This window comes from Enterobacter sp. T1-1 (genome assembly GCF_000710795.1).
Lineage (GTDB): Bacteria > Pseudomonadota > Gammaproteobacteria > Enterobacterales > Enterobacteriaceae > Enterobacter > Enterobacter cloacae.
The window spans coordinates 115,047-138,917 of the sequence record NZ_JALW01000028.1; the positions used below are offsets into that span (position 1 = coordinate 115,047).

A 23,871-nucleotide genomic window follows, 5' to 3' on the forward strand; every position below is an offset into this window, starting at 1 on the left:
GACGGTGTCGCGCTGCCCCCTAATTTTGTGCCACTCAGAGGTCAAGCATGAAAAAAACGCCATTACTCCGCTCTCTTGTACTGTCGCTGGCAATGCTGGTCAGTCTCCCCACGTTCGCCGCTGTGAAAAAAGAGTTCAACGTCTGCTGGACCATCTACGCCGGGTGGATGCCCTGGGGCACCATCAGCAGTAGCAAAATCATCGATAAATGGGCCAGCAAATACGGCATCAAAATCAATGTCGTGCAGCTCAACGACTATATCGAATCCATCAACCAGTACACCGCAGGGCAGTTTGACGGCTGCACCATGACCAATATGGATGCGCTGACCATACCGGCCGCAGGCGGGGTAGACACCACAGCGCTGATCCTCGGTAGCTACTCGGAAGGCAACGACGGAGTAGTGATGAAAGGTAAGGGCAAAAACCTGAAAGATCTGAAAGGGATGAAGGTCTACCTGCCTGAGCTCTCCGTGTCCCACTATCTGCTGGTGCGCGGTCTGGAAAAAGCCGGGCTCGCAGAGAAAGACGTCACCGTGGTGAATACCTCGGACGCAGATATCGTCTCTGCGTTCGGGACCGCCAGTGTGCAGGCTGCGGTGGCGTGGAACCCGCAACTCTCCGTCATCAAAGGCACGCCAAACACCACCGAAGTGTTCAGCTCCTCGCAGGTACCGGGTGAGCTTATCGACATGATGGTGGTCAACACCGAGACCCTGAAAGACAACCCGGCGCTGGGCAAAGCGCTCACCGGCGCCTGGTACGAGATGATGGGGCTGATGAAAGCGCAGGATGCCAGCGCGCTGAATGCGATGGCCGCTGCCTCCGGGACCGATCTCGCCGGGTATCAGGCGCAGCTCAAAACCACCCATCTGTTCTATACCCCGCAGGACAACATGGCGTTTGTCACGTCACCGGATCTGGCGAAAACCATGCAGCGCGTGGCGTCGTTCTCCTTCGACAAAGGGCTGCTGGGCGAGGGCGCGCAGAGCGCCGATTTTATCGGTATGCGCTTCCCGGGCAATGTCACGGTGGGCGATGCCAGCAACGTGAAACTGCGCTTTGACGACAGCTTCGTGAAAATGGCCGCTGCCGGCACGCTGTGATAACGGACGGAGTCTCCATGCGACAAATTAATCGCCATCCCACACCCGGCATGCGGCTGATGCTCGTGATGCTGCCTTTTGTCCTGCTGCTGGCCGCCTACTTTTTTGGCTCGGCGGTCAGGCTGGAGGCCAACCCGCAGGACAAGCTGCTGCCCGGCCTGCAGCAAATGCTGGACGCGCTATCCCGGATGGCGTTGACCCCGGATAAACGCAGCGGTGAATACCTGTTCTGGGTCGATACCCTGGTGAGCCTCGCGCGTCTGCTGGCGGGGCTGGCGATCGCCTCACTGATCGGCCTGTGCATTGGCGTTACCTCGGGCGTGTTTCCGCTGTGGCGTGCATCGCTCTCGCCGCTGATGACGGTGCTGTCGATGATCCCGCCGCTGGCAATACTCCCGGTGCTGTTTATCGTTTTCGGGCTGGATGAGCTGTCGAAGGTGATGCTGATTGTCATCGGCATCACCCCGATGCTGGCGCGCGATCTGGAGCACCGCGCCTGTGAAATCCCACCGGAGATCCTCATCAAAGCCCAGACGCTGGGGGCCAGTAGCTGGACGCTGGTGCTGCGCGTGGTGCTTCCGCAGCTGCTCTCCAGGCTGCTGACCTCGCTGCGCCTGCTGCTCGGGTCGGCATGGCTGTTTCTTATCTCGGCGGAGGCTATCTCCTCTACCGCCGGGCTGGGATACCGCATTTTCCTCGTACGGCGCTACATGGCGATGGATGTGATTATCCCGTACGTCCTGTGGATCACCCTGCTGGCGTGGCTGATGGATCTCGCCCTGCGTCAGTTGCATAAAACCTGTTTTCCCTGGGCGGAAGGAGGGAAGGCATGAGCTTTATCACCATCAACAATATCTGGCAGGAGTACGGCGACCATGTGGTGCTGGAACGCCTGAACCTGCAGGTGAAAGAGGGCGAGTTCTGCTCAATGGTGGGGGCGTCCGGCTGCGGAAAATCTACCTTCCTGCGTCTGCTGCTTGGTCAGGAAGCGCCCAGCCGGGGAGTGATCACCCTCGATGGCAAACCGCTGCGCGCCGAGCCGGACAGCAGCCGCGGCGTGGTGTTTCAGCGCTACTCCGTTTTCCCGCACCTCAGCGTGCTGGATAACGTCGCCATCGGTCTTGAACTGCCGCAATCGCCGCTGTTCGGGCGGCTGTTTGGGGCCAAAAAGCGCGCCGTGCGTGAACGGTCGGCGGAGATGCTGGAAAAAGTCGGCCTCGGGCACGCGCTGGATAAATATCCCGCCCAGCTCTCTGGCGGCATGCAGCAGCGCCTGGCCATTGCTCAGGCATTCATCATGCAGCCGCGCGTGCTGCTGCTCGATGAGCCGTTTGGCGCGCTGGATCCGGGGATTAGAAAAGACATGCACGCCCTGTTGCTGCAGCTGTGGGGCGAAACCCGCATGACCGTCTTTATGGTCACCCACGATCTGTCTGAAGGCTTCAACCTCGGCACCCGGCTACTGGTGTTCGACAAAGTGCGCCTCGACCCGCAGGCACCGAATGCCTACGGCGCGCGCATTACCTACGACATTCCGCTCAACGAGACGCGGCTCTCCGCCCTGAGCGGAACCACGCCCGACAACGTTTATGCCTTAAGGGGGTAACAGTGAATACCATGACGATTTTACGTGAAGAGAACCTTCCCGACGGGGGACACCTCTCGTTTGTCCTGAAGCGCGGGCAGATCCTGCGCATGACAGATACGCAAGGCGGTGCCAACGTCAGCCTGCTGATGCTCAACCCGCACGAAAAAAGCGAGCGGCTGAACCTGCCCGACACGCTGAAAGGCCAGCACACCGCGCGCCTCACCGCCGGACACTGCTTTTACTCCGACATGGGCCGCGTACTGGCGGGCATTACCGCCGACACCTGCGGCTGGCACGACCCGTTTGGCGGCGTGCTGAATGCTGCCGAAGTGGCGGAAAAATACGGTCAGGGGCGTTATCAGGAGCTGCGCAACGGTTTCTACCGTAACGGTACGGACAACCTGCTGGTGGAGATGGGCAAGTGGGATCTCAACCTGGAAGATCTGCTGATGGTGGTTAATTTCTTCAGCAAGGTCACCGTGGAGGACAACGGCCAGTTCCGCTTCCACAGCGGACATTCGCAGCCGGGCAGCTACGTTGAGCTGTTCGCGCCGATGGACACGCTGATTGTCATGACCGCGCTACCGCACCCGATGGATCCCTCCCGGGAGTACGCCCCGCGCCCGGTACAGCTGAGCTGGCGGCAGGCGGAGGATGAAGAGGGGGCGATTAACGCCCTCCTGACGCGCCCGGAAAACGAACGCGCCATCACTAACACTCAACGTTTCGCCCTGTAAGGAGCCGTGTATGACCGTTGCCAGCGAAAAACATCCCCAGCACGCCAGCTTCCGCCACGTTATTCCGGCGGGGGAACCGTATCTGTTTGAAGTGAAGAAAGGCCAGACGCTACGCCTGCTCGACCTGGAGGGCAACCAGGCGGTGGACACGCTGTTTTACAATGCGGACAACCCGCGTGAGCGCTACGACGCACAGCGCACGCTGCGCCGCCAGAACAACGCTTATCTCACCCATGGCAGCGTGCTGTACTCCAACCTCGGTAACCCGCTGCTGACCATCGTGGCAGATACCTGCGGGCGTCACGATACCCTCGGCGGCGCCTGCGCGCAGGAGAGCAACACCGTGCGTTATGCTCTCGATAAACGCCATATGCACAGCTGCCGGGATAACTTTCTCTGCGCCTGCCTGCACGATGGCCGCCTGCAAAAGCGCGATATTGCCGCCAACATTAACTTCTTCATGAACGTGCCGGTGACTCCGCAGGGCGGGCTGACCTTTGAGGACGGTATCTCCGCGCCGGGGAAATATGTCGAGCTGCGCGCCGAGTGCAACGTCATCGTGCTGATCTCCAACTGTCCTCAGCTTAACAACCCGTGCAACGGCTGGAACCCGACGCCAGCAGAGGTGCTGGTATGGAACTGACATCCACCCGCTGGCAGCGCCTGCGCCAGGCCATTTATCGCCTGTTTGCAGTCCGCGCCGGACGCATTCTGCCGTAACCGCTTTTTCCCCATGGACGACCATGGGTGAGCCGATTTTCGGCGGGACGACCCGCCACGATTGAGTCTGACCTATGTTGACGACACTCCTGATTGCAAACCGCGGGGCGATTGCCTGCCGCATTCTGCGCACCCTGCGCGCCATGAAGATCCGCGGCGTGGCGGTCTACTCCGAAGCCGATCTCAGCAGCCTGCATATCCGGGAAGCGGATGAGGCGCTGAGCCTGGGCGAGGGCCCGGCGGCGAACACCTATCTGGTGAGCGAAAAGATCATCGCGGCCGCCAGAGCCAGCGGTGCGCAGGCCATTCATCCGGGCTACGGTTTTCTGTCGGAAAACGCCGCATTTGCCGAAGCCTGCGAAGCCGCAGGCATTGCGTTTGTCGGCCCTACGCCGGAACAGTTGCGCCTGTTTGGCCTGAAACATACTGCCCGCGCGCTGGCGAAAACGCACGGCGTGCCGATGCTCGAAGGCACCGGACTGCTGGCTAACGTCGATGAGGCCGTTCACGCTGCGGCGGAAGTGGGCTACCCGGTAATGCTGAAAAGCACCGCGGGTGGCGGCGGGATCGGCATGCGGGTCTGTTATCAAGCGGAAGAGCTGCGCGACGCCTTCGATGCCGTGGTGCGCCTGGGCAAGAATAACTTTAGCGACGCGGGCGTGTTTATCGAAAAATACATTGAGCGGGCGCGTCACCTGGAAGTCCAGCTGTTTGGTGACGGCAAAGGCGAGGTGATTGCCCTCGGCGTGCGCGACTGCTCGGTACAGCGGCGTAACCAGAAGGTGCTGGAAGAGACGCCCGCGCCTAACCTGCCGGACGGCATGGAGACAGCGCTGTGCGAGGCGGCGATAAAACTCGGCCAGGCGCTCCACTACCGCAGCGCGGGTACCGTGGAGTTTGTCTACGACAGCGACACGGCCCGCTTTTACTTCCTTGAAGTGAACACCCGTCTGCAGGTAGAGCACGGCGTCACCGAGCAGGTGTGGGGTGTTGACCTGGTTCGCTGGATGATTGACCTGGCGGCCGGAACGCTGCCGCCGCTGGCGGAGCTGCGCGCCAGCCTGCAACCACAAGGACACGCCATTCAGGCGCGGGTCTACGCCGAAGATCCGGGCCGTCAGTTCCAGCCGTCGCCAGGGCTACTCACCGAAGTGGTGTTCCCGGAAAACGACCGTCGCACATTGCGCATCGACAGCTGGGTGGAGTCCGGCTGCGACGTACCGCCGTTTTTTGACCCGATGCTGGCCAAAATCATCGCCTGGCAGCCCACGCGCGAGGCGGCGATCCGCGTCCTGCACACCGCGCTGGGAGAGACGCGTCTCTACGGCGTGGAAACCAACCGCAGCTATTTGCAGCAGATTTTAACCTTCCCGCCGTTCGCCCTCGGCGAGCCGTGGACCCGCTGTTTAGAGACGCTGGACTATCAGGCCTTCACCCTTGAGGTGCTCAGCGCCGGGACGCAAACCACGGTGCAGGATTATCCGGGGCGGACGGGCTACTGGGCCGTCGGGGTGCCGCCCTCCGGGCCGGTGGACAGCCTGGCGCTGCGTCTCGGCAACCGTCTGCTGGGCAATGAGGAGGGGGCCGCCGCGCTGGAGATCACCCTCAGCGGCCCGACGCTGAAATTCAACTGCGACGCGCAGCTGGCGGTGACCGGCGCAGCCATCGCGCTGACGCTGGACGGCGTGCCGCTGGCAAACAACCGCGTTTTCCGCGTCCGGGCGGGAAGCACGCTGCGTATGGGCGATATTCAGGGTGACGGCGTGCGCAGCTATCTCTGCCTGCGCGGCGGGTTTGAGGTACCGGATTATCTGGGCAGCAAAAGCACCTTCACCCTCGGGCAGTTTGGCGGTCACGCCGGACGGGCACTGCGCACAGGTGACGTGCTGCATCTGTCCCCATTGACCGAACCTGTCGCGGACGGGGAGCTGCCGCAGGCCCTGCGCACCAGCCTGGATGGGGTGCGTGAGCTGCGGGTGATTTACGGTCCGCATGGTGCGCCGGAGTATTTTACGCCGGGTTATATGGCGACCTTTTTTGCCACCGAGTGGGAGGTACATTTTAACTCCAGCCGCACGGGCGTGCGTCTGATCGGCCCGAAACCGGAATGGGTACGCGACAGCGGCGGCGAAGCGGGGCTGCACCCGTCGAACATCCACGACAACCCGTACGCCATTGGCGCGGTGGATTTCACCGGCGATATGCCGGTGATCCTCGGCCCCGACGGCCCAAGTCTGGGGGGATTTGTCTGCCCGGTCACCGTCATTGAGGCGGATTTACACGCGGTTGGCCAGCTGAAAGCGGGCGATAAAGTGCGCTTTATGCCGGTGGACGTTTCCACCGCCCGACGGCTGGCGCAGGGGCAGGCGGCGCAAATCGCCAGCCTGACGCCGCAGGTCATGCCGTGGCAACCTGTCGGGCTGAGCTCGCCGGTGGTGCTGGAGGTGGGAGAGGACGATAAACGGCTGGTGGCGAGGTTATCCGGCGATACCCATCTGCTGCTGGAGATAGGCGACCCCGAACTGGATCTGGTGTTGCGTTTTCGCGCCCACGCGCTGATGCAGGCGCTGGAAACGCGCGCCCTGACGGGGATTATCGACCTCACGCCGGGGATCCGCTCCCTGCAGATTCACTATCAGCCGGAAACGCTGAGTCTGGAAGCGCTGCTGGAGACGGTGGTCGGGCTGTGGCAGGACGTATGCGGGCAGGCGTCGCTGGACGTGCCGTCGCGCGTGGTCTGGCTGCCGCTCTCCTGGGACGATCCCGCGTGCCAGAAGGCCATCGACAAATACATGACCACCGTGCGCCGGGATGCGCCATGGTGTCCGAGCAACCTGGAGTTTATCCGTCGTATCAACGATCTGGCGAATATCGATGAGGTCTATAAAACGGTGTTCGACGCCCGCTATCTGGTGATGGGGCTGGGAGATGTCTACCTGGGCGCGCCGGTCGCGACACCGCTCGATCCTCGTCATCGTCTGGTGACCACCAAATACAACCCGGCACGCACCTGGACGGCGGAAAACTCGGTGGGTATTGGCGGGGCCTACCTTTGCGTCTACGGCATGGAGGGGCCGGGCGGGTATCAGTTTGTCGGACGCACGCTACAGATGTGGAATCGCTATCACGCCGTGGAGGATTTTGACGGCAAGCCCTGGCTACTGCGCTTCTTCGACCAGATCCGCTTTTATCCGGTCTCTGCCGAAGAGTTGCTCACCATCCGCCGGGATTTCCCGCTGGGGCGTTATCCGCTGCGCATCGAACACACCACGCTGAAGCTGGCGGAGTATCAACAATTCCTGGCCGACGAGGCGCCGGAGATTGAGGCATTCCGCGCGCATCAGCAGGCCGCGTTTGACGCCGAGCGTGAGCGCTGGGCCGCCAACGGTCAGGCCCATTTTGACAGCAGCGAGGTGCTGGTAACGGATGGCGAAGACGCGCCGCTGGCACCCGGACAGGCCGGGATTGACAGCCCGGTGTCGGGCAACCTGTGGCAGGTAAACGTTGAAGTCGGCAACACCGTGCGCGAAGGCGATGTGCTGGTGGTGCTGGAGTCCATGAAGATGGAGATCCCGCTGGTCGCAACCCAGGACGGGGTGGTCAGCCAGGTGCGCGTGCAGCCGGGTTCATCGGTGCGCGCGGGTCAGTGTGTGGTGGTCCTGGAGAAAACAGCATGAAGCACCTTTTTGATTTACGCCTTGATGTTCTGGCGCAGGCATACCGTTCCGGTCAGATCCGTCCTCGCGCGGTTATCCTTGCCCTGCGCGAGCGCGCGCTGGCGCTGAACCCGGAATTTAACGCCTTTATTTATCTTCTCACGCCCGACGAGCTGGAGCCGTATCTGGCCGCGCTGGACGGCGTGGATCCGGCATCGTTGCCGCTCTATGGCGTGCCGTTTGCCATTAAAGACAATATCGATCTGGCGGGTATTGAGACCACCGCCGCCTGTCCGGCCTTTGCGTACCGGGCAGAGCAGGATGCGACGATAGTGTCGCAGCTGATTGCGCTGGGGGCGGTCCCGCTGGGGAAAACCAATCTCGACCAGTTCGCGACCGGCTTAAACGGCACGCGCTCACCATTTGGTGCGTGTCGCAACAGTGTGCATCCGGAGTATCCGTCCGGTGGCTCAAGCGCGGGCTCGTCGCTGGCTGTGGCGCTGGGGCTGGCGAGCTTTGCCCTGGGCACCGATACCGCCGGGAGCGGGCGCGTTCCGGCCTCTCTCAATAATCTGGTCGGGCTGAAGGCGACCAAAGGGCTGATCTCGACAGCGGGTGTGGTGCCCGCCTGCCGCACGCTGGACTGCGTAACGTTCTTCACCAGCACGGCAGCGGAGGCCAGCCAACTGCTGGCGCTGACGGCGACGAAAGACGCGCACGATGACTACAGCCGTGCTAACCCGTCCTGGAACGGAGCGCAGGCATTTGGCGTACCGGCAGCCGGTTTTCGCTTTGGCGTGCCGGACTCGCTGGAGTTTCTCGGCTGCGCAGAGAGCGAGGCGCTGTATCACACCGCAAAGGAGAGGCTGATCGCCCTTGGCGGCGTGCCGGTGACCATCGACTTTTCGCCGTTCCTGGCGGCAGCAAAACTGCTCTATGACGGCCCGTGGGTGGCCGAGCGCTACCACGTGGCGGGCGCGTTGATTGAGCAACAGCCGGACGCGGTGCTGCCGGTGATCCGCAATGTGCTGCAAAAAGCGCCTGCCATGAGTGCGGTAGCGGCGTTTGAAGCGCAGTACCAGCTTCAGGCCTATAAAAGCGAGTGCGATGCCATACTGGCGGGGCTTGAGTGCGTGTTAACCCCCACTTATCCGCGCCCGGTGAGTCTGGCCGAGCTGGCGGAGGAACCGGTCAAACGCAACTCTGAGCTTGGGCTTTACACCAACTTTATGAACCTGCTTGATTACGCTGCCGTGGCGGTCCCGGCAGGGTTTATGGCCAACGGCTTGCCTTCCGGCATAACGCTGTTTGGCCGCGCGTTTACCGACCAGTACCTGCTCAGTCTGGCCGATGCGTTACAACGTCACCAAAAATTACCTCTGCCCGGAGAGCGCGAGATACAAGAGGACGCACCCGCTTCAACCGCCACCGATGATCGCCTGCACCTGGTGGTGTGCGGGGCGCACCTGGACGGGCTGGCGCTGAATCATCAACTGCGCCAGCGCGGGGCGACGTATGTAGAAGCCACCACCAGTGCCCCGCATTATCGGCTCTTTGCCCTGGCAGACGGCAAACGACCGGGCATGGTGCGGGCAAGAGAACAGGGTTCCGCAATAGCCGTCGAAGTTTGGGCACTTCCGCACAGCGAAGTGGGATCGTTTCTGGCCGGGATCCCTGCACCGCTGGGCCTGGGGAAAATCGAACTCCAGGACGGGCGCTGGCTGACCGGGTTTATCTGCGAGGAGGCTGGATTAGAGGGAGCACAGGAGATTACGCGATTCGGTGGCTGGCGAGCCTGGCTTGCTCAGCATCCGTGAGCAAGCCAGCGCGGTTAACGGTAGAGCGGTTTTTTTGCGACCGGGATCAGTAAGGTAGATTGCCAGTCCGCAAGCGTCAGCTGCGCGAGTTTTCCCAGTGCGGTATAGAACGGGTGCCCGGCGTTTTCAACAAACACGGAGAGAAAACGGGTGCTCCACGGCAGCAGGTGCCACGCCAGAAGCTGGTCGCGTTCCGTCTCGCGTCCGTTCTCAGTGAGCCACGCGGCCAGCAGCAGCAACGTACCAAAATGATCTTCCGGTTCGTTCTGCTGCATCTCAAAGGCAATCTGGTTTTCCCGCATCCACTGACGCAGGGCGAGGGTTGAATCCCCAAACAGCACGGATTCACGATCCAGCCATACGGAACCCCACGGCGGTGCGGGCAGCGCATAGGGGCCAATAAACAGCCGTTGCCAGGCGTCGGTGACGGGCTCATCGGCAGATACCGTAAAGGTGTCGGCGATGGGCTGCAGCGCCGCCTGCGGCAGCGGCCAGTCCGTAACCCAGTCGCCAGCGGTCAGGGCGTTGACCAGCGGCGCAACGTGCTCGCTGTCGGGTGAATAATAAAACAATGCGCCCAGTACCCGGGCGCTGAACGCGAACGCTTCACGCTGTGAGACATCTTTCATTACAACCTTCCTTGCTCGCGCGGGCGAACCCGCGCGCCTGTGTTAACCGGCAATTGCCATACCTACCGTCATGTGCAGACCATAGAACAGACCGCGGCCGATCAGTTCACCCACGACAACCAGCACCAGGCCTGCAAAGAGCGCGAGGGTTTTCGGCTCCTGGCGCCGGATGAGCGGGCACAGCCAGCAGCCTAATCCGGCGGCGACCAGTATGATACGGCCAACTTGCCATGCGCCATAGTCCGGCAGCAGGGCGCTGGCCTGTTGTACGGAGCTGTGTAGCGTCGCCAGTTCGTTACTCTGCAGCACAATCACCGCCACGCTCAGCAGCAGCGCCAGTACGCTCACCGATGCGGCAAACGTGCCTCTGAAGGCGGTGCCAGCGGCGCGAAGCAGCAGGGTGGCAAACAGCGGGCCGCCCAGCACCATCGTCAGGAAAAAGGCCAGCGTGGTGTAGCCGGTGTACCAGGTCGGAACCGTATCGATCTGATACACGCGGGTCATGGCCCAGACAAACACAATCCCCAGGATCTGGCTCACCACCATCCATACTTTACCCAACGCGGGCGGCATTTTACCGATAACCGACACCAGCCACCAGAAGCCACCGACGGCAAAGAAGACCGAGCCTGCCGCGATCTCGTTGCTGAGCGCCGACGCGCCAACACGGTTCAGGGAGTTAAACGCCCTGAGCGGGGAGCCCAGGTGCATCACCGATGCGATAAAGCCAACGCCCATGACCAGCCATAAAAAGAACATGCTGCGCACGATGCGGGCTTTGACCGCCTCGTCACTCTCCCTCATCCATGCCAGACCGCTGACGAGCAAAGCCCCGGCCACGCACTGCCCAAAAACGGTGAAGATCACCAGCGGCCATTCATGCCATCCACTTCCCATCTCACACCTCCTTCGGGTTTGCCAGATAGCCGGTGGTATCTCCCGTCGGGCGGCTGTTGGCGTTAGGTTTAATCACAATGCTTGGCTTGGTGAAGTGCGCGGACGGCAGTGGCGCGACAGCTGCAAGCTGGCCGTGTTTTTTACGCAGCTCGCCAATCGGGCCGAAGTCCAGCGCGCGCAGCGGACAGGACTCCACGCAAATCGGCTTTTTGCCCTCTGCGACGCGGTCGTGGCAGCCGTCGCACTTGGTCATGTGGCCTTTGGCGGCGTTGTACTGCGGCGCACCGTAAGGACAGGCCATATGGCAGTAGCGGCAGCCAATGCAGACGTCTTCATTCACTACCACAAACCCGTCGTCACGCTTGTGCATTGCCCCGCTCGGGCACACTTTGGTGCAGGCCGGATCTTCACAGTGGTTACAGGCAATCGACAGGTAATAGGCAAAGACGTTCTGATGCCAGACGCCGTTATCCTCCTGCCAGTCGCCGCCCGCGTATTCGTAGATCCGGCGGAAGCTGACGTCCGGGGTCAGGTCTTTGTAATCCTTGCAGGCCAGCTCGCAGGTTTTGCACCCGGTGCAACGGCTGGAGTCAATAAAAAATCCATACTGGGTTGTCATCGGTTACTCCTTACGCCTTCTCGATCTGCACCAGATTGGTGTGCTGCGGGTTGCCTTTCGCCAGCGGTGACGGGCGATGGGTGGTCAACGTGTTGATGCATGAGCCGTGGTCGATCCGATCGCCGTTCATGTTGGCGTCGTGCCAGGCCCCCTGGCCCATCGCGCTGACGCCGGGCATGATGCGCGGGGTGACTTTCGCGGCAATGCGCACTTCGCCGCGGTCGTTAAACACGCGCACCATATCGCCGTTTTGAATACCGCGTTGTGCCGCATCAACCGGATTGAGCCATACCTCCTGACGACAGGCGGCTTTAAGCACATCCACGTTGCCGTAGCTGGAGTGGGTGCGCGCCTTGAAGTGGAAGCCAAACAGCTGCAGCGGGTATGTTTTACGTTCCGGGGCATCCCAGCCGTCAAACGTTGAGGCGTACACCGGCAGTGGGCTGATGGTTTCATCTTTTTCCAGCTCCCAGGTGGCGGCAATCTCTGCCAGCTTGCTGGAGTAAATTTCAATCTTGCCTGACGGGGTTTTGAGCGGATGGGCATCCGGATCATCGCGGAATTTTTTATACGCCACGAAGTGTCCGTTGGGATCTTTGCGCTTATAAATGCCCATTTTTTTCAGTTCGTCATAGGACGGAAGCTGCGGATCTTTCGCCAGCATTTTGGCGTACAGATACTGCAGCCACTGCGACTGTGTCCGGCCTTCGGTGAATTTCTGATGGATGTCCGGCCCGAGGCGTTTCGCCACTTCGCTCATGATCCAGTAGATGGGCTTACGCTCAAACTTCGGCGCGGTGACGGGCTGCAGGAAAATCAGATAGCCCATATTGCCCGCATAATCGTTCGGGATGATGTCTTCCTGCTCGACGGTCATGAGGTCCGGCAGCAGGATGTCGGCGTATTTCGCCGAAGAAGTCATAAAGTTGTCGATCACCACGATGGTTTCGCACTTGCTTTCGTCCTGCAGAATATCGTGGGTTTTGTTGATGTCGGAGTGCTGGTTGATGATGGTATTACCGGCATAGTTCCAGATGAACTTGATCGGCACATCCAGCTTATCCTTGCCACGCACACCGTCGCGCAGGGCGGTCATTTCCGGGCCGCGGGCGATGGCATCTGTCCAGCTAAAGCAGGAGATCTGCGTTTTTACCGGGTTTTCCGGCAGCGGCATCCGTTCGATGGTGATGGTATAGGTCGATTCGCGCGCGCCGCTGTTACCGCCGTTGATACCCACGTTGCCGGTTAAGATCGGCAGCATGGCGATGGCGCGCGACGTCAGTTCACCGTTAGCCTGGCGCTGCGGTCCCCAGCCCTGGCAAATATAGGCGGGTTTTGCCGAGCCAATCTCGCGCGCCAGCTTGACGATGCGATCCGCAGGAATACCTGTAATGCGCGAGGCCCACTCCGGGGTTTTTGGCGTATTATCGTCGCCCTGGCCGAGAATATACGCTTTGTAGTGCCCATTAGCAGGCGCGCCTTCCGGCAGCGTTTTTTCGTCATAGCCAACGCAGTATTTATCGAGGAACGGCTGGTCAACCAGATTTTCGTTGATTAATACCCATGCAAGTCCGGCTACCAGCGCGGCATCGGTACCCGGGCGAATCGGGATCCATTCATCTTCACGTCCGGCAGCGGTGTCGGTATAACGCGGGTCGATGACGATCATCCGCGCATTTGAGCGTTCACGCGCCTGTTCGAGGTAGTAGGTGATCCCGCCGCCGCTCATACGCGTTTCCGCCGGATTATTGCCGAACATTACCACCAGTTTAGTGTTTTCAATGTCGGAGGTGCTGTTGCCATCATTGCTGCCGTAGGTGTACGGCATCGCGCAGGAAATTTGCGCGGTACTGTAGGTGCCATAGTGGCTCAGGAAGCCGCCGTAACAGTTCATCAGGCGCGCCACCAGCGAGGCGTAAGGGGAAGAGCGGGTGATATTGCCGCCGACAATGCCGGAGGAGTAGTTAATGTACACCGCTTCGTTGCCGTATTTTTCCACAACATTTTTCAGGCTGCGGGTCAGGGTATCCAGCGCTTCATCCCAGGAGATGCGCTCAAATTTACCTTCACCGCGTTTGCCCACGCGCTTCATCGGGTAGTTAAGGCGGTCAGGGTGATTAATGCGACGGCGGATGGAGCGTCCGCGAAGACAGGCGCGCACCTGATGATTGCCGTAGATATCCTCCCCGGTATTATCCGTTTCCACCCAATAAACTTCGTCGTCACGGACATGCAGACGCAGCGCGCAGCGGCTGCCGCAGTTGACCGAGCAGGCTCCCCAGACCACTTTATCTTCAGCAGGCTGTACGGCGTTTTGCACCGCAGCAGCGGCGCTTTTCAATCCAAACGGCAACGAGATACCACCGGCGGCAAGCGCCAGAGAACCTATCGCGGTGGACTTAACGAGTGTTCGGCGGCTAATTCCACCGTGATGTTCGACATCGGACATGGCTCACCCCATCATTTTAATTGACTATTATTTTCGCCCGTGATTACAACCGGGCTAATGATGGGGTGAGTGTTACTTATTTGGAGGTATTAAATATTAATCCTCATCAATTCAAGGGGGATTGGTGCAAGGAAAGTGGTTAAAAATCACTGCGGTTCGCCTTGCGGACTCTCCTGCGCGCCAGCAGCAGCCCCGCTGCCTGTGCGAGTGTACAAAATTTTGAAGGTATCATTGGCACAATGCCCAACAACCTGCGCATCCGGACGATCGGCCTGATCGTTGGGTACGATGTTCAGCGTAAAGCCAGATTCCGGCACGCCGTTGTTGATGATTTTCTGCTGAATGTCGCTTTTTACACGTTCGCAGGAATCCGGTGCCGCCAGCGCGGCGGTAGAGGCACTCATTAACAGCAGGGCGGTAATCCAGGGTAACCGTTTCATCTGTAGCTCCTTTTCTCTGTGTGTAGATTAATTTTAGCAGGGTTCGTGTAAACAACTGTATTTGCTAATATGATTGGGAATAATCTCCCTGAATCGGTAAATGATGTGAAGAAATACGCAGCGATAACGCTACTGGCCGCGACACTGGTGGGGTGCGACAACAATTCCGCGCCGCTGTCGTTCACGCCTGAGATGGCGAGTTTTTCGAATGAGTTTGATTTTGACCCGCTGCGCGGCCCGGTCAAAGACTTTACCCAGACGCTGTTTAACGACAAGGGCGAGGTCTCCAAACGGGTGACCGGGACGATGTCGACAGAAGGGTGCTTTGATACGCTTGAGCTGCACGATCTTGAAGCGAATACCGGCGTCGCGCTGGTGCTGGATGCCAACTACTACATCGATGCAGAAACCCAGCAGCGAAAAGTGAAACTGCAGGGCAAATGCCAGCTGGCCGAGCTGCCGTCAGCCGGTGTGACGTGGGATACCGATGACAATGGATTTGTGGTCGCGGCACACAGTAAAGATATGGAAGTGAAATATCGCTATGACGCGGACGGCTACCCGCTCGGTAAAACCACCGTTTCCGGGGATCAGCACTTATCCGTACAGTCGACACCCTCGAAGGATCTGCGCAAAAGAATGGATTACTCGGCCGTGAGTTTACTGAATGACAAACCGCTGGGGAATGTGAAGCAGAGCTGCGATTACGACCGGCACAATAACCCGGTGAGCTGCGACCTGACCATCACCGACGACAGCGTGAAACCCGCGGTTGAGCGCAAGTACAGCATAAAAAACACCATTGAATACTACTGAGAGTAAAGCCGCGCAGGTTACTGCGCGGTAGGTTTCAGCAGGCTGGCACCAGACGGTTTGTGTCCGGCCAGATGCTGGTGCTGGAAAATGCACATGCGAATGGTGTTGCGGTATTCCCCGTTGATAAAGAACTCGTGGATTAGCTCGCCTTCCACCATAAAGCCCAGCTTACGGTAGATATGGATCGCTTTTTCGTTCTCTTTATCGACGATGAGATAGAGCTTATACAGATTCAGAACGTTGAATCCGTAGTCCATCGCCAGCTTCGCCGCCCGTGAGGCCAGGCCTTTACCCTGATGTTCCGGGGAGATAATGATCTGGAATTCCGCCCGGCGATGCACGTGGTTGATCTCCACCAGCTCAACCAGCCCGGCTTTTTCGCCTTCACACTCCACCACAAAGCGGCGTTCGCTTTGATCGTGGATGTGTTTATCGTACAGATCGGACAGCTCGACAAACGCCTCGTACGGCTCTTCAAACCAGTAGCGCATCACGCTGGCGTTGTTGTCGAGCTGGTGGACGAAGCGCAAATCTTCGCGCTCCAGCGGACGCAGTTTAACCTCAAGACCCGGCATTACGGTGCTACCGTACGACCCGTGCGACGATCCAGGCAGCGCAGGGTGTTTGGCTCCCAGTAGGCATTAACGTTCGCGCTTTGCTGACACTTATCACGTGCGTCAAAGGCGACATCTTCTTTGTCCCACTCTTTCTCAGCACGCTTGTTCACCTTCTGACGAAGGCTGCGGGTGTCATTCCATTGTTCTTTGTCCATTGCGGCATTCTGGCGGCTCTGCGCGCTATCGCCAGACTCAATAATGAGTTTGCTGGTTTCGGCAGTAGCCGTAGCAGCGAAGGCGAGCGTTGACAGCGCCAGTGCGGCGGTCAGACAAAGGCGTTTGCTTAATGTACTCATAGCGTTTCCTTTTTGAATCGGTGCAGATAATCACGTTACCCTGTTCAGATTCTACACCAAACAGAAATGACGGCATACCCGCGGCGCGGGTATGGAAAAGTAAACCGTATCATCAGGTATGATGGTTAAATAAATCCTCACCTGAAATGAAATATGATCAAAACAACGCTGTTATTTTTTGCCACCGCGCTCTGTGAAATTATCGGCTGCTTCCTTCCCTGGCTCTGGCTGAAGAAAGGGGCAACCGTGTTACTGCTGATCCCGGCGGGCATCGCGCTGGCGCTGTTTGTCTGGCTGTTAACGCTCCATCCGGCGGCCAGTGGTCGCGTCTATGCCGCCTACGGCGGGGTTTATGTCTGCACCGCGCTGCTATGGTTACGCGTGGTCGATGGGGTAAAACTCAGCGCCTACGATTGGGCCGGGGCCCTGATTGCCCTGTGCGGCATGCTGATCATCGTGGCGGGCTGGGGGCGCGCCTGAGCGCCCTGATTTTGTGATCGCTCGCGGATATTTTGATCATTATACTTGTATGGTAGTAGCTCAGTTGCGTAAATTTCCTGCATCACAACATGCGATGTAAGGAACGGAATTATGAAGATTGTCGGGGCTGAAGTATTTGTCACCTGCCCGGGGCGTAACTTTGTCACCCTTAAAATTACGACCGATGAAGGCATCGTCGGTCTTGGCGATGCCACACTAAACGGACGCGAACTCTCCGTCGCCTCTTACCTGAAAGACCACCTCTGCCCGCAACTGATTGGCCGCGATGCGCACCGCATCGAAGATATCTGGCAGTTTTTCTATAAAGGCGCGTACTGGCGTCGCGGCCCGGTCACCATGTCGGCAATCTCTGCCGTGGATATGGCGCTGTGGGATATCAAAGCCAAAGCCGCCAATATGCCGCTTTACCAGCTGCTGGGAGGCGCCTCCCGTGAAGGGGTAATGGTCTACTGCCACACCACCGGGCATACCATTGACGACGTGCTGGAAGATTACGCCCGTCATAAAGAGATGGGCTTTAAGGCGATCCGCGTCCAGTGCGGCGTGCCGGGAATGAAAACCACCTACGGCATGTCCAAAGGAAAAGGGCTGGCGTATGAGCCTGCCACCAAAGGGGACTGGCCGGAAGAGCAGCTGTGGTCCACCGAGAAATACCTCGACTTCACGCCGAAGCTGTTCGACGCGGTGCGCAGTAAATTTGGCTTCAACGAACATCTGCTGCATGACATGCACCACCGCCTGACGCCGATTGAAGCGGCGCGTTTCGGTAAGAGCATCGAAGAATTCCGCATGTTCTGGATGGAAGATCCTACGCCTGCTGAAAACCAGGCGTGCTTCCGCCTGATCCGCCAGCACACCGTCACGCCGATTGCTGTGGGTGAAGTCTTTAACAGCATCTGGGATTGCAAACAGCTGATTGAAGAGCAGCTTATCGACTACATTCGCGCCACCATTACCCATGCAGGCGGGATCACCGGCATGCGTCGTATTGCAGACTTTGCCTCGCTCTACCAGGTGCGGACGGGGTCACACGGCCCGTCCGATCTGTCGCCGATTTGCCATGCTGCCGCGCTGCACTTCGACCTGTGGGTGCCAAATTTCGGCGTGCAGGAATATATGGGCTATTCCGAACAGATGCTTGAAGTCTTCCCACACAACTGGCGCTTCGACAACGGTTATATGCACCCGGGCGACAAGCCGGGTCTGGGTATTGAGTTCGACGAAAAGCTGGCCGCGAAATACCCGTACGATCCGGCCTACCTGCCTGTGGCTCGTCTTGAAGACGGCACGCTGTGGAACTGGTAAACGAGGAGCGAACGATGAAAAGCGTAGTGATCCAACAGCCCAACCAGCTGGTAATTGAAGAGCGTCCACTCCCGCAACCGGGGGCAGGGGAAGTGCGCGTCAGCATTAAACTTGCCGGGATCTGCGGCTCCGACAGCCATATCTACCGCGGACATAACCCCTTCGCGAAATATCCGCGCGTTATCGGCCACGAATTTTTTGGTGTGATTGACGCCACGGGCGAGGGCGTTGACCCCGGACGCCTGGGGCAGCGGGTTTCCGTTGATCCGGTGATCAGCTGCGGGCACTGCTATCCGTGCTCGGTGGGTAAACCGAACGTGTGTACCTCCCTGGTCGTGCTCGGCGTGCATCGCGACGGCGGTTTTGCGGAATACGCCGTGGTACCGGCGAAAAATGCGTGGCCCATCCCGGATGCCATTCCCGATAAACACGCCGTGATGGTCGAGCCCTTTACCATTGCTGCCAACGTCACCGGGCAGGCAAAACCGACGGACCAGGATATCGCCCTGGTGTATGGCGCGGGCCCGATGGGGCTGGTTACCGTGCAGGCGCTGAAAGGTGTCTACAACGTCAGGCAGGTGATTGTCGTCGACCGCATTGATGAACGGCTGGCGATGGCGCAACGCAGCGGCGCGGACTGGGTCCTGAACAACGGTAATCTTGATTTGCATAAGGCGCTGGAAGAAAAAGGCATCAAACCGACGTTAATCATTGATGCCGCCTGTCATCCGTCGATTCTGCAGGAAGCGATAACCCTGGCTTCCCCGGCGGCACGTATCGTGCTGATGGGCTTTTCCAGCGATCCGAGCCAGATTGTTCAGCAGGGGATCACCGGCAAAGAGCTGTCGATATTCTCCTCGCGCCTGAATGCCAACAAATTCCCGGTCGTGATCGACTGGCTGGAAAAGGGGCTGATCGATCCTGAAAAACTGATTACCCACACCTTTGACTACCACCACGTGACAGACGCCATCGAACTGTTTGAGAAAGACCAGCGGCAGTGCTGCAAAGTCTTGCTCACCTTCGACCAATAATAATTTACGCGGTTAAGAGCCTGCGCAGACAGGCTCTGAGTGGTACGCATCTTACCTTGCAGAGATAGCCATTATGACTCAAGCACAACCTCAAAGAACGACTTCAGATCTGGTGAAAGCTGCCGTATCCGGCTGGCTGGGAACCGCGCTGGAGTTTATGGATTTTCAGCTCTACTCGCTGGGGGCCGCGCTGGTCTTCCATGAGATCTTTTTCCCGGAACAGTCCGCGGCCATGGCGCTGATCCTGGCGATGGGGACCTACGGCGCAGGCTATATTGCGCGCATCGTCGGCGCCTTTATCTTCGGCAGAATGGGCGACCGGATCGGTCGTAAAAAGGTGCTGTTTATTACCATCACCATGATGGGGATCTGTACCACCCTGATTGGCGTGTTGCCGACCTACGGCCAGATTGGCATTTTTGCGCCGGTTCTGCTGGTGACGCTGCGCATTATTCAGGGGCTGGGTGCCGGGGCAGAAATCTCCGGTGCGGGAACCATGCTGGCCGAGTATGCGCCAAAGGGCAAACGCGGGATCATCTCCTCGCTGGTGGCGATGGGGACCAACTGCGGAACCTTGAGTGCCACGGCGATCTGGGCGGTGATGTTCTTTGCTCTCGATCGTGAAGAACTGGTGGCATGGGGCTGGCGCGTGCCGTTCCTGGCCAGCGTCGTCGTGATGATCTTTGCCATCTGGCTGCGTATGAACCTGAAAGAGAGCCCGGTCTTCGAAAAAGTGAACGACGCTGAAGCTGCCGTACGGGTGGCGAAGCCGGATACCTCCCTTGGGGCGATGGTGAAAAGCAAATCCTTCTGGCTGGCCACCGGGCTGCGTTTTGGTCAGGCGGGTAACTCCGGTCTGATCCAGACGTTCCTTGCCGGGTATCTGGTACAGACGTTGCTGTTTGATAAAGCGATCCCCACCGATGCGCTGATGATAAGTTCAATCCTCGGGTTTATCTCTATCCCGCTGCTGGGCTGGCTGTCGGACAAAGTCGGTCGCCGTCTGCCGTATATCCTCCTCAACGTTTCCGCCATCATTCTGGCGTACCCGATGCTGTCGATTATCGTCGATAAAAGCTATGCGCCGGGCGTCATTATGCTCTCGATTATTGTCATTCATAACTTCGCGGTGCTGGGGCTGTTCGCGCTGGAAAACATCACCATGGCGGAGATGTTTGGCTCGCGTAATCGCTTTACCCGCATGGCCATCTCCAAAGAGGCGGGCGGTCTGGTGGCAGTGGGCTTTGGTCCGGTGCTGGCGGGGATCTTCTGCAACATGACCGGCTCCTGGTGGCCGATTGTCGCGATGCTGATTGCCTATTCCGTGATTGGTCTGGTTTCAGCCATTTTCATGCCGGAAGTGCGCGACCGTGATTTGAGCGCGGCACAAGACGCGGCTGAACCACAGGTACTGGACAATAAGGCTGGTGAGTCACGCAAATATGGAGCGCTGCTATGAGTTTCATTAATGATAACTTTATGATTAGCAACGCCAGGGGCGTTGCGTTATATCGCGACGTCGCGAAAGAATTGCCGATAATTGACTATCACTGTCATCTGGTTGCGAAAGATATTTTCGAAAATAAACCGCTGGAGAATATTACCGAGCTTTGGCTTGCAGGCGATCACTACAAATGGCGCGCTATGCGCGCCAACGGTATAGATGAAAAATACATTACGGGCAGCGCCACCGCGGAAGAAAAATTTGCGGCGTGGGCTGAAACGGTCGACGCCAGTTATGGCAATCCGCTCTATCACTGGACGCATTTAGAACTGCATCACTATTTTTCCTGTGATGAACCGCTGGGCAGCCATAACTGGCGTGAAATAATGGAGCGCTGTAATCGTTTATTACAACAGCCTGATTTTACGCCCCGCGAACTGATTAAACGCTCAAAGGTGGAGGTCATTTGTACCACAGATGCACCGCTGGACGACCTGCGTTACCATCAGTTATTGCGCGATGACGCAACATTCAACGTCAAGGTATTACCGACGTTCCGCCCGGATGACGTTTTTACGCCGAATGCGCATCAGTTCGCCGACTTTACCGATCGATTAGCGGAGCTGACGGGGCGGTCCATTCACGCCTTTAGCGATTTCGCTGCTGCGCTCGGTGAGCGTATTGCCTGGTTCCACGACATGGGGTGCCGTATTTCGGATCATGGCCCTGTGGAGATCCATTATCAGGCTGCGGATGACAGTATCGTGGAATCGATATTTGTCCGTAAACGGCAGGGTGAACATCTCAACGCGCGGGATAGCGCGATTCTTGACAGTGCTATTTTTATCATGCTGGCGCGTTATTACCGACAGCATGACTGGGCCATGCAGATACACTTCGGTGCGATACGCAATAATAATACCCGCATGTACCGTGCCCTGGGCATAAATACCGGGTTTGATTCACTGACGGATCAGGTCAATCTTGCTGCGAATATTAATCAGCTGCTGGATGCCATGGCCCTTGCAGACGCGCTGCCGAAAACCATCCTGTATAATCTCAACCCCAGCTACAACGATATTGTCGCGACGACGATCGCCAATTTTCAGAGTGCAGAACTGGGAGTGAAATCACCGATGCAATTCGGCTCCGGCTGGTGGTTTAACGACACCCGTCGCGGGATGGAAAACCAGCTCAACAGCCTGGCAGATCAGGGGCTGTTAATGAATTTTGTCGGCATGCTGACCGACTCCCGCAGCCTGGTCTCCTATACCCGCCACGATTATTTTCGCCGCATTCTGTGCAATATGATCGGCGGTTGGGTGGAGCGGGGAGAAGTCCCTGATAATAACGATATTCTCACGCGGATGATTAAAAATATTTGCCACGACAACGCTAAGAATTATTTCAAATTTTAAATTCGCTTCATCAAGTGGGGATGAAATATGTCTCGTGCGGCTAAAAAAATTACCATTCCGGTTAGTATCGGCTACGGACTAACGGATATTATGGGTGGCGGTGCATTTACCGTGATCGGCGCCTGGCTGTTATTTTTCTATACGACATTCGTTGGGCTATCGCCGGTTGAGGCAGCCTCCATTGTCGCCATCGCGCGTATTGTCGATGCCATTGTCAGTCTGTTTATGGGAAGTTTCACCGATCATTTTTACAAAAATTATTTTGGTAAAAAATTTGGTCGTCGACGCTTCTTTTTGCTGATCGGCGCGCCGTTAATGCTGGTCTATGCGTTACTGTGGCTTGATGGCATGACCTACGGTTTTTATCTCGCGGTCTATCTGGCGTTTGAAATTATCGCCGCGATGGTATTGATCCCCTGGGAAACGCTGCCATCGGAAATGACAAAAGACTTTAACCAGCGCACCAAACTTTCTACCTGTCGCATGTTCCTTTCTGCGTCCGGTACCTTCCTGGCGACGTTCATTCCGGGGCTGCTGATTGGCTATTTTGGGGAAAACAGCGCCCATGCTTATCTGATTAACGGCGTTATTTTTGCCGTCCTGTTTATGGTGTGCGTCTTTATCTCGTGGAAGGTGACCTGGGAACGCGAGTTAACCCCGGAGATGCTGGCCGAGCTTGAAACAAGCACGACGCCCCGAACGCTGACGCAAAAGCTGGCTGCCTTTGGTCGCCTCTTTAAAGAGTATGGTTCAACGCTGAAAATCCGGGCCTTCAGAAAACACCTTGCCATCTACCTGCTGTCGTTTACCGGGAAAGATGTCTACAACACCGTGTTTGTCTTCTTCTGTGTTTACTGCCTGAATGTCTCTTCGTCGCTTGCCGGCACACTGCTGTCGATGAGTATCGTCGGCCTGCCTGTCACGCTGATTGCGGGAGTGGGGATCATTAAATTCGGGCCGTCGAAGCTGTATGTGTTTGCCTACTCGCTGATGATGCTCTGCCTGGGCGGCTTTTTCGCTGTGTATCAAATTCCGGCACTTAATACCGTCGCGACGCTGGTTGTTCTGGCCGGGTTATATCAGGTCGGTCGCTGTGTGCTGGAGTTTACGCCGTGGAACGTTTTCCCGTTCATCCCCGATATTGACGAGATGGTTAGCCGCCAGCGTCGCGAGGGGTTGTTCGCGGCGGTGATGACCTTCTCCCGCAAAACGACCGTGGCTATCGCCACCTTTATTGTGGGGCTGCTGTTACAGAATGGCGGCTTTGTGAAGGGCAGCCAGACACAGCCGGAGGAGGCCATTCATACCATCGCAATGTTGATGTTCATCGGTACTGCGGGCTTACTCATCCTGGCGTTGTGGCAGGCATTAACGTTCCATCTGAACAAGCGTACGCACAAGATCTTCGTGGATGAACTGGACCGCCTGAAAGCAAACGGTTCTCCCCAGCTGGTTTCCGCCGAAGCACGCCGTGTGGTGGAAGATTTGACGGGGTATTCCTACGACAGGCTGTGCCGTGAGCCCGCTGGCCGTTCAGGCGCAGAACCGGCGCGTAATCTTGTGTGACGTTGGTATATATCTTTTTGAAAGATGTCACACAACTTAATTTTGATATCACACCAGTTAGCGCAAAGTTAATGTAAATCAATGTTCCGCTGAACATAACCCGTATGGTGGTGGGCAAGGCACCAGGGGGTTACTGCCATTCTGGCTGGTGTAGTCAACATGCGCGGCCGCGCGCCAACGTGCGGTCGCAGAACTCAGCTTCATTAATTAAACGAG

The 23,871-nt window shown here is 58.0% G+C and carries 21 protein-coding genes; 14 read left to right on the forward strand and 7 right to left on the reverse strand.

The annotated features are described in order from the left end of the window. Positions 1-47: 47 nt before the first annotated feature. The 7 genes from AK59_RS0111570 (at position 48) to atzF (ending at position 9,624) form a co-directional block, all read left to right on the forward strand. Positions 48-1,106 (forward strand): putative urea ABC transporter substrate-binding protein, encoded by a 1,059-nt coding sequence (locus tag AK59_RS0111570; RefSeq protein ID WP_029882812.1) that lies wholly within the window; start codon positions 48-50, stop codon positions 1,104-1,106. A gap of 17 nt (positions 1,107-1,123) precedes the next feature. Continuing rightward, entirely contained in the window at positions 1,124-1,939 is an 816-nt protein-coding gene (locus tag AK59_RS0111575) for an ABC transporter permease (RefSeq protein WP_013096806.1), read from the forward strand. Next, entirely contained in the window at positions 1,936-2,712 is a 777-nt protein-coding gene (locus AK59_RS0111580; protein ID WP_029882813.1) for an ABC transporter ATP-binding protein, read from the forward strand. Before AK59_RS0111575 ends, AK59_RS0111580 begins: the two co-directional genes overlap by 4 nt. Positions 2,713-2,723: 11 nt before the next feature. Then, positions 2,724-3,431 carry an urea amidolyase associated protein UAAP1 gene (locus AK59_RS0111585; RefSeq protein WP_029882814.1) on the forward strand — a complete coding sequence of 236 codons (708 nt, stop codon included), beginning with the start codon at positions 2,724-2,726 and terminating at the stop codon, positions 3,429-3,431. A 10-nt stretch (positions 3,432-3,441) separates the two neighbouring features. Then, positions 3,442-4,074 (forward strand): urea amidolyase associated protein UAAP2, encoded by a 633-nt coding sequence (locus tag AK59_RS0111590; protein WP_013096803.1) that lies wholly within the window; start codon positions 3,442-3,444, stop codon positions 4,072-4,074. Between the two features lie 151 nt (positions 4,075-4,225). Next, positions 4,226-7,828, forward strand: a complete 3,603-nt coding sequence (uca, locus tag AK59_RS0111600) for an urea carboxylase (RefSeq protein ID WP_029882815.1) — start codon at positions 4,226-4,228, stop codon at positions 7,826-7,828. Continuing rightward, a complete protein-coding gene (gene atzF / locus AK59_RS0111605) occupies positions 7,825-9,624 on the forward strand; it encodes an allophanate hydrolase (protein WP_029882816.1) in 1,800 nt (599 codons plus the stop codon). Before uca ends, atzF begins: the two co-directional genes overlap by 4 nt. 14 nt (positions 9,625-9,638) lie before the next feature. Here atzF and dmsD read toward each other — a convergent pair whose 3' ends face one another. The 5 genes from dmsD to AK59_RS0111630 form a co-directional block, all read right to left on the reverse strand. After that, the gene (dmsD, locus tag AK59_RS0111610; protein ID WP_029882817.1) at positions 9,639-10,253 is read right to left on the reverse strand and encodes a Tat proofreading chaperone DmsD; all 615 of its coding nucleotides are present in this window, start codon (positions 10,251-10,253) and stop codon (positions 9,639-9,641) included. 42 nt (positions 10,254-10,295) lie between these two features. Next, entirely contained in the window at positions 10,296-11,150 is an 855-nt protein-coding gene (locus AK59_RS0111615; protein WP_029882818.1) for a dimethyl sulfoxide reductase anchor subunit family protein, read from the reverse strand. A gap of 1 nt (position 11,151) precedes the next feature. Continuing rightward, positions 11,152-11,769 (reverse strand): DMSO/selenate family reductase complex B subunit, encoded by a 618-nt coding sequence (locus AK59_RS0111620; RefSeq protein WP_029882819.1) that lies wholly within the window; start codon positions 11,767-11,769, stop codon positions 11,152-11,154. 10 nt (positions 11,770-11,779) lie between these two features. Then, a complete protein-coding gene (gene ynfE, locus AK59_RS0111625; RefSeq protein WP_023622235.1) occupies positions 11,780-14,218 on the reverse strand; it encodes a selenate/tellurate reductase subunit YnfE in 2,439 nt (812 codons plus the stop codon). Positions 14,219-14,364: 146 nt separating this feature from the next. Then, positions 14,365-14,658 (reverse strand): DUF1161 domain-containing protein, encoded by a 294-nt coding sequence (locus AK59_RS0111630; protein WP_013096796.1) that lies wholly within the window; start codon positions 14,656-14,658, stop codon positions 14,365-14,367. Between the two features lie 105 nt (positions 14,659-14,763). On the opposite strand from AK59_RS0111630, the gene AK59_RS0111635 reads away from it, so the two are divergent. Continuing rightward, entirely contained in the window at positions 14,764-15,474 is a 711-nt protein-coding gene (locus tag AK59_RS0111635) for a YnfC family lipoprotein (protein ID WP_029882820.1), read from the forward strand. Positions 15,475-15,491: 17 nt separating this feature from the next. Here AK59_RS0111635 and speG read toward each other — a convergent pair whose 3' ends face one another. After that, positions 15,492-16,049, reverse strand: coding sequence for a spermidine N1-acetyltransferase (gene speG, locus AK59_RS0111640; protein ID WP_013096794.1), 558 nt, complete (start codon positions 16,047-16,049; stop codon positions 15,492-15,494). Further along, entirely contained in the window at positions 16,049-16,387 is a 339-nt protein-coding gene (locus tag AK59_RS0111645; RefSeq protein WP_013096793.1) for a DUF1283 family protein, read from the reverse strand. The genes speG and AK59_RS0111645 overlap by 1 nt, the downstream gene beginning before the upstream one ends. A gap of 153 nt (positions 16,388-16,540) precedes the next feature. Between AK59_RS0111645 and AK59_RS0111650 the strand changes: the two genes are divergently transcribed. The 6 genes from AK59_RS0111650 (at position 16,541) to AK59_RS0111675 (ending at position 23,655) form a co-directional block, all read left to right on the forward strand. After that, on the forward strand, positions 16,541-16,867 hold the full coding sequence (locus AK59_RS0111650; RefSeq protein WP_029882821.1) for a YnfA family protein: 327 nt from the start codon (positions 16,541-16,543) through the stop codon (positions 16,865-16,867). 111 nt (positions 16,868-16,978) lie between these two features. After that, positions 16,979-18,193, forward strand: coding sequence for a starvation-sensing protein RspA (rspA, locus tag AK59_RS0111655; protein ID WP_013096791.1), 1,215 nt, complete (start codon positions 16,979-16,981; stop codon positions 18,191-18,193). A 14-nt stretch (positions 18,194-18,207) separates the two neighbouring features. Then, positions 18,208-19,227, forward strand: a complete 1,020-nt coding sequence (locus tag AK59_RS0111660) for a Zn-dependent oxidoreductase (protein WP_029882822.1) — start codon at positions 18,208-18,210, stop codon at positions 19,225-19,227. Positions 19,228-19,300: 73 nt separating this feature from the next. Then, positions 19,301-20,686, forward strand: coding sequence for an MFS transporter (locus AK59_RS0111665; RefSeq protein WP_029882823.1), 1,386 nt, complete (start codon positions 19,301-19,303; stop codon positions 20,684-20,686). Continuing rightward, positions 20,683-22,089: a glucuronate isomerase gene (gene uxaC, locus AK59_RS0111670; protein WP_029882824.1), complete on the forward strand. Its 1,407-nt coding sequence runs from the start codon at positions 20,683-20,685 to the stop codon at positions 22,087-22,089. Before AK59_RS0111665 ends, uxaC begins: the two co-directional genes overlap by 4 nt. A gap of 27 nt (positions 22,090-22,116) precedes the next feature. Beyond that, positions 22,117-23,655, forward strand: a complete 1,539-nt coding sequence (locus tag AK59_RS0111675) for an MFS transporter (protein ID WP_029882825.1) — start codon at positions 22,117-22,119, stop codon at positions 23,653-23,655. Positions 23,656-23,871: the final 216 nt, after the last annotated feature.

Coding starts and splice junctions, on each gene's coding strand:
- AK59_RS0111570 (WP_029882812.1), top strand. CDS start 48: ATGAAAAAAACGCCATTACTCCGCTCTCTTGTACTGTCGCTGGCAATG.
- AK59_RS0111575 (WP_013096806.1), top strand. CDS start 1,124: ATGCGACAAATTAATCGCCATCCCACACCCGGCATGCGGCTGATGCTC.
- AK59_RS0111580 (WP_029882813.1), top strand. CDS start 1,936: ATGAGCTTTATCACCATCAACAATATCTGGCAGGAGTACGGCGACCAT.
- AK59_RS0111585 (WP_029882814.1), top strand. CDS start 2,724: ATGACGATTTTACGTGAAGAGAACCTTCCCGACGGGGGACACCTCTCG.
- AK59_RS0111590 (WP_013096803.1), top strand. CDS start 3,442: ATGACCGTTGCCAGCGAAAAACATCCCCAGCACGCCAGCTTCCGCCAC.
- uca (WP_029882815.1), top strand. CDS start 4,226: ATGTTGACGACACTCCTGATTGCAAACCGCGGGGCGATTGCCTGCCGC.
- atzF (WP_029882816.1), top strand. CDS start 7,825: ATGAAGCACCTTTTTGATTTACGCCTTGATGTTCTGGCGCAGGCATAC.
- dmsD (WP_029882817.1), bottom strand. CDS start 10,253: ATGAAAGATGTCTCACAGCGTGAAGCGTTCGCGTTCAGCGCCCGGGTA.
- AK59_RS0111615 (WP_029882818.1), bottom strand. CDS start 11,150: ATGGGAAGTGGATGGCATGAATGGCCGCTGGTGATCTTCACCGTTTTT.
- AK59_RS0111620 (WP_029882819.1), bottom strand. CDS start 11,769: ATGACAACCCAGTATGGATTTTTTATTGACTCCAGCCGTTGCACCGGG.
- ynfE (WP_023622235.1), bottom strand. CDS start 14,218: ATGTCCGATGTCGAACATCACGGTGGAATTAGCCGCCGAACACTCGTT.
- AK59_RS0111630 (WP_013096796.1), bottom strand. CDS start 14,658: ATGAAACGGTTACCCTGGATTACCGCCCTGCTGTTAATGAGTGCCTCT.
- speG (WP_013096794.1), bottom strand. CDS start 16,049: ATGCCGGGTCTTGAGGTTAAACTGCGTCCGCTGGAGCGCGAAGATTTG.
- AK59_RS0111645 (WP_013096793.1), bottom strand. CDS start 16,387: ATGAGTACATTAAGCAAACGCCTTTGTCTGACCGCCGCACTGGCGCTG.
- AK59_RS0111650 (WP_029882821.1), top strand. CDS start 16,541: ATGATCAAAACAACGCTGTTATTTTTTGCCACCGCGCTCTGTGAAATT.
- rspA (WP_013096791.1), top strand. CDS start 16,979: ATGAAGATTGTCGGGGCTGAAGTATTTGTCACCTGCCCGGGGCGTAAC.
- AK59_RS0111660 (WP_029882822.1), top strand. CDS start 18,208: ATGAAAAGCGTAGTGATCCAACAGCCCAACCAGCTGGTAATTGAAGAG.
- AK59_RS0111665 (WP_029882823.1), top strand. CDS start 19,301: ATGACTCAAGCACAACCTCAAAGAACGACTTCAGATCTGGTGAAAGCT.
- uxaC (WP_029882824.1), top strand. CDS start 20,683: ATGAGTTTCATTAATGATAACTTTATGATTAGCAACGCCAGGGGCGTT.
- AK59_RS0111675 (WP_029882825.1), top strand. CDS start 22,117: ATGTCTCGTGCGGCTAAAAAAATTACCATTCCGGTTAGTATCGGCTAC.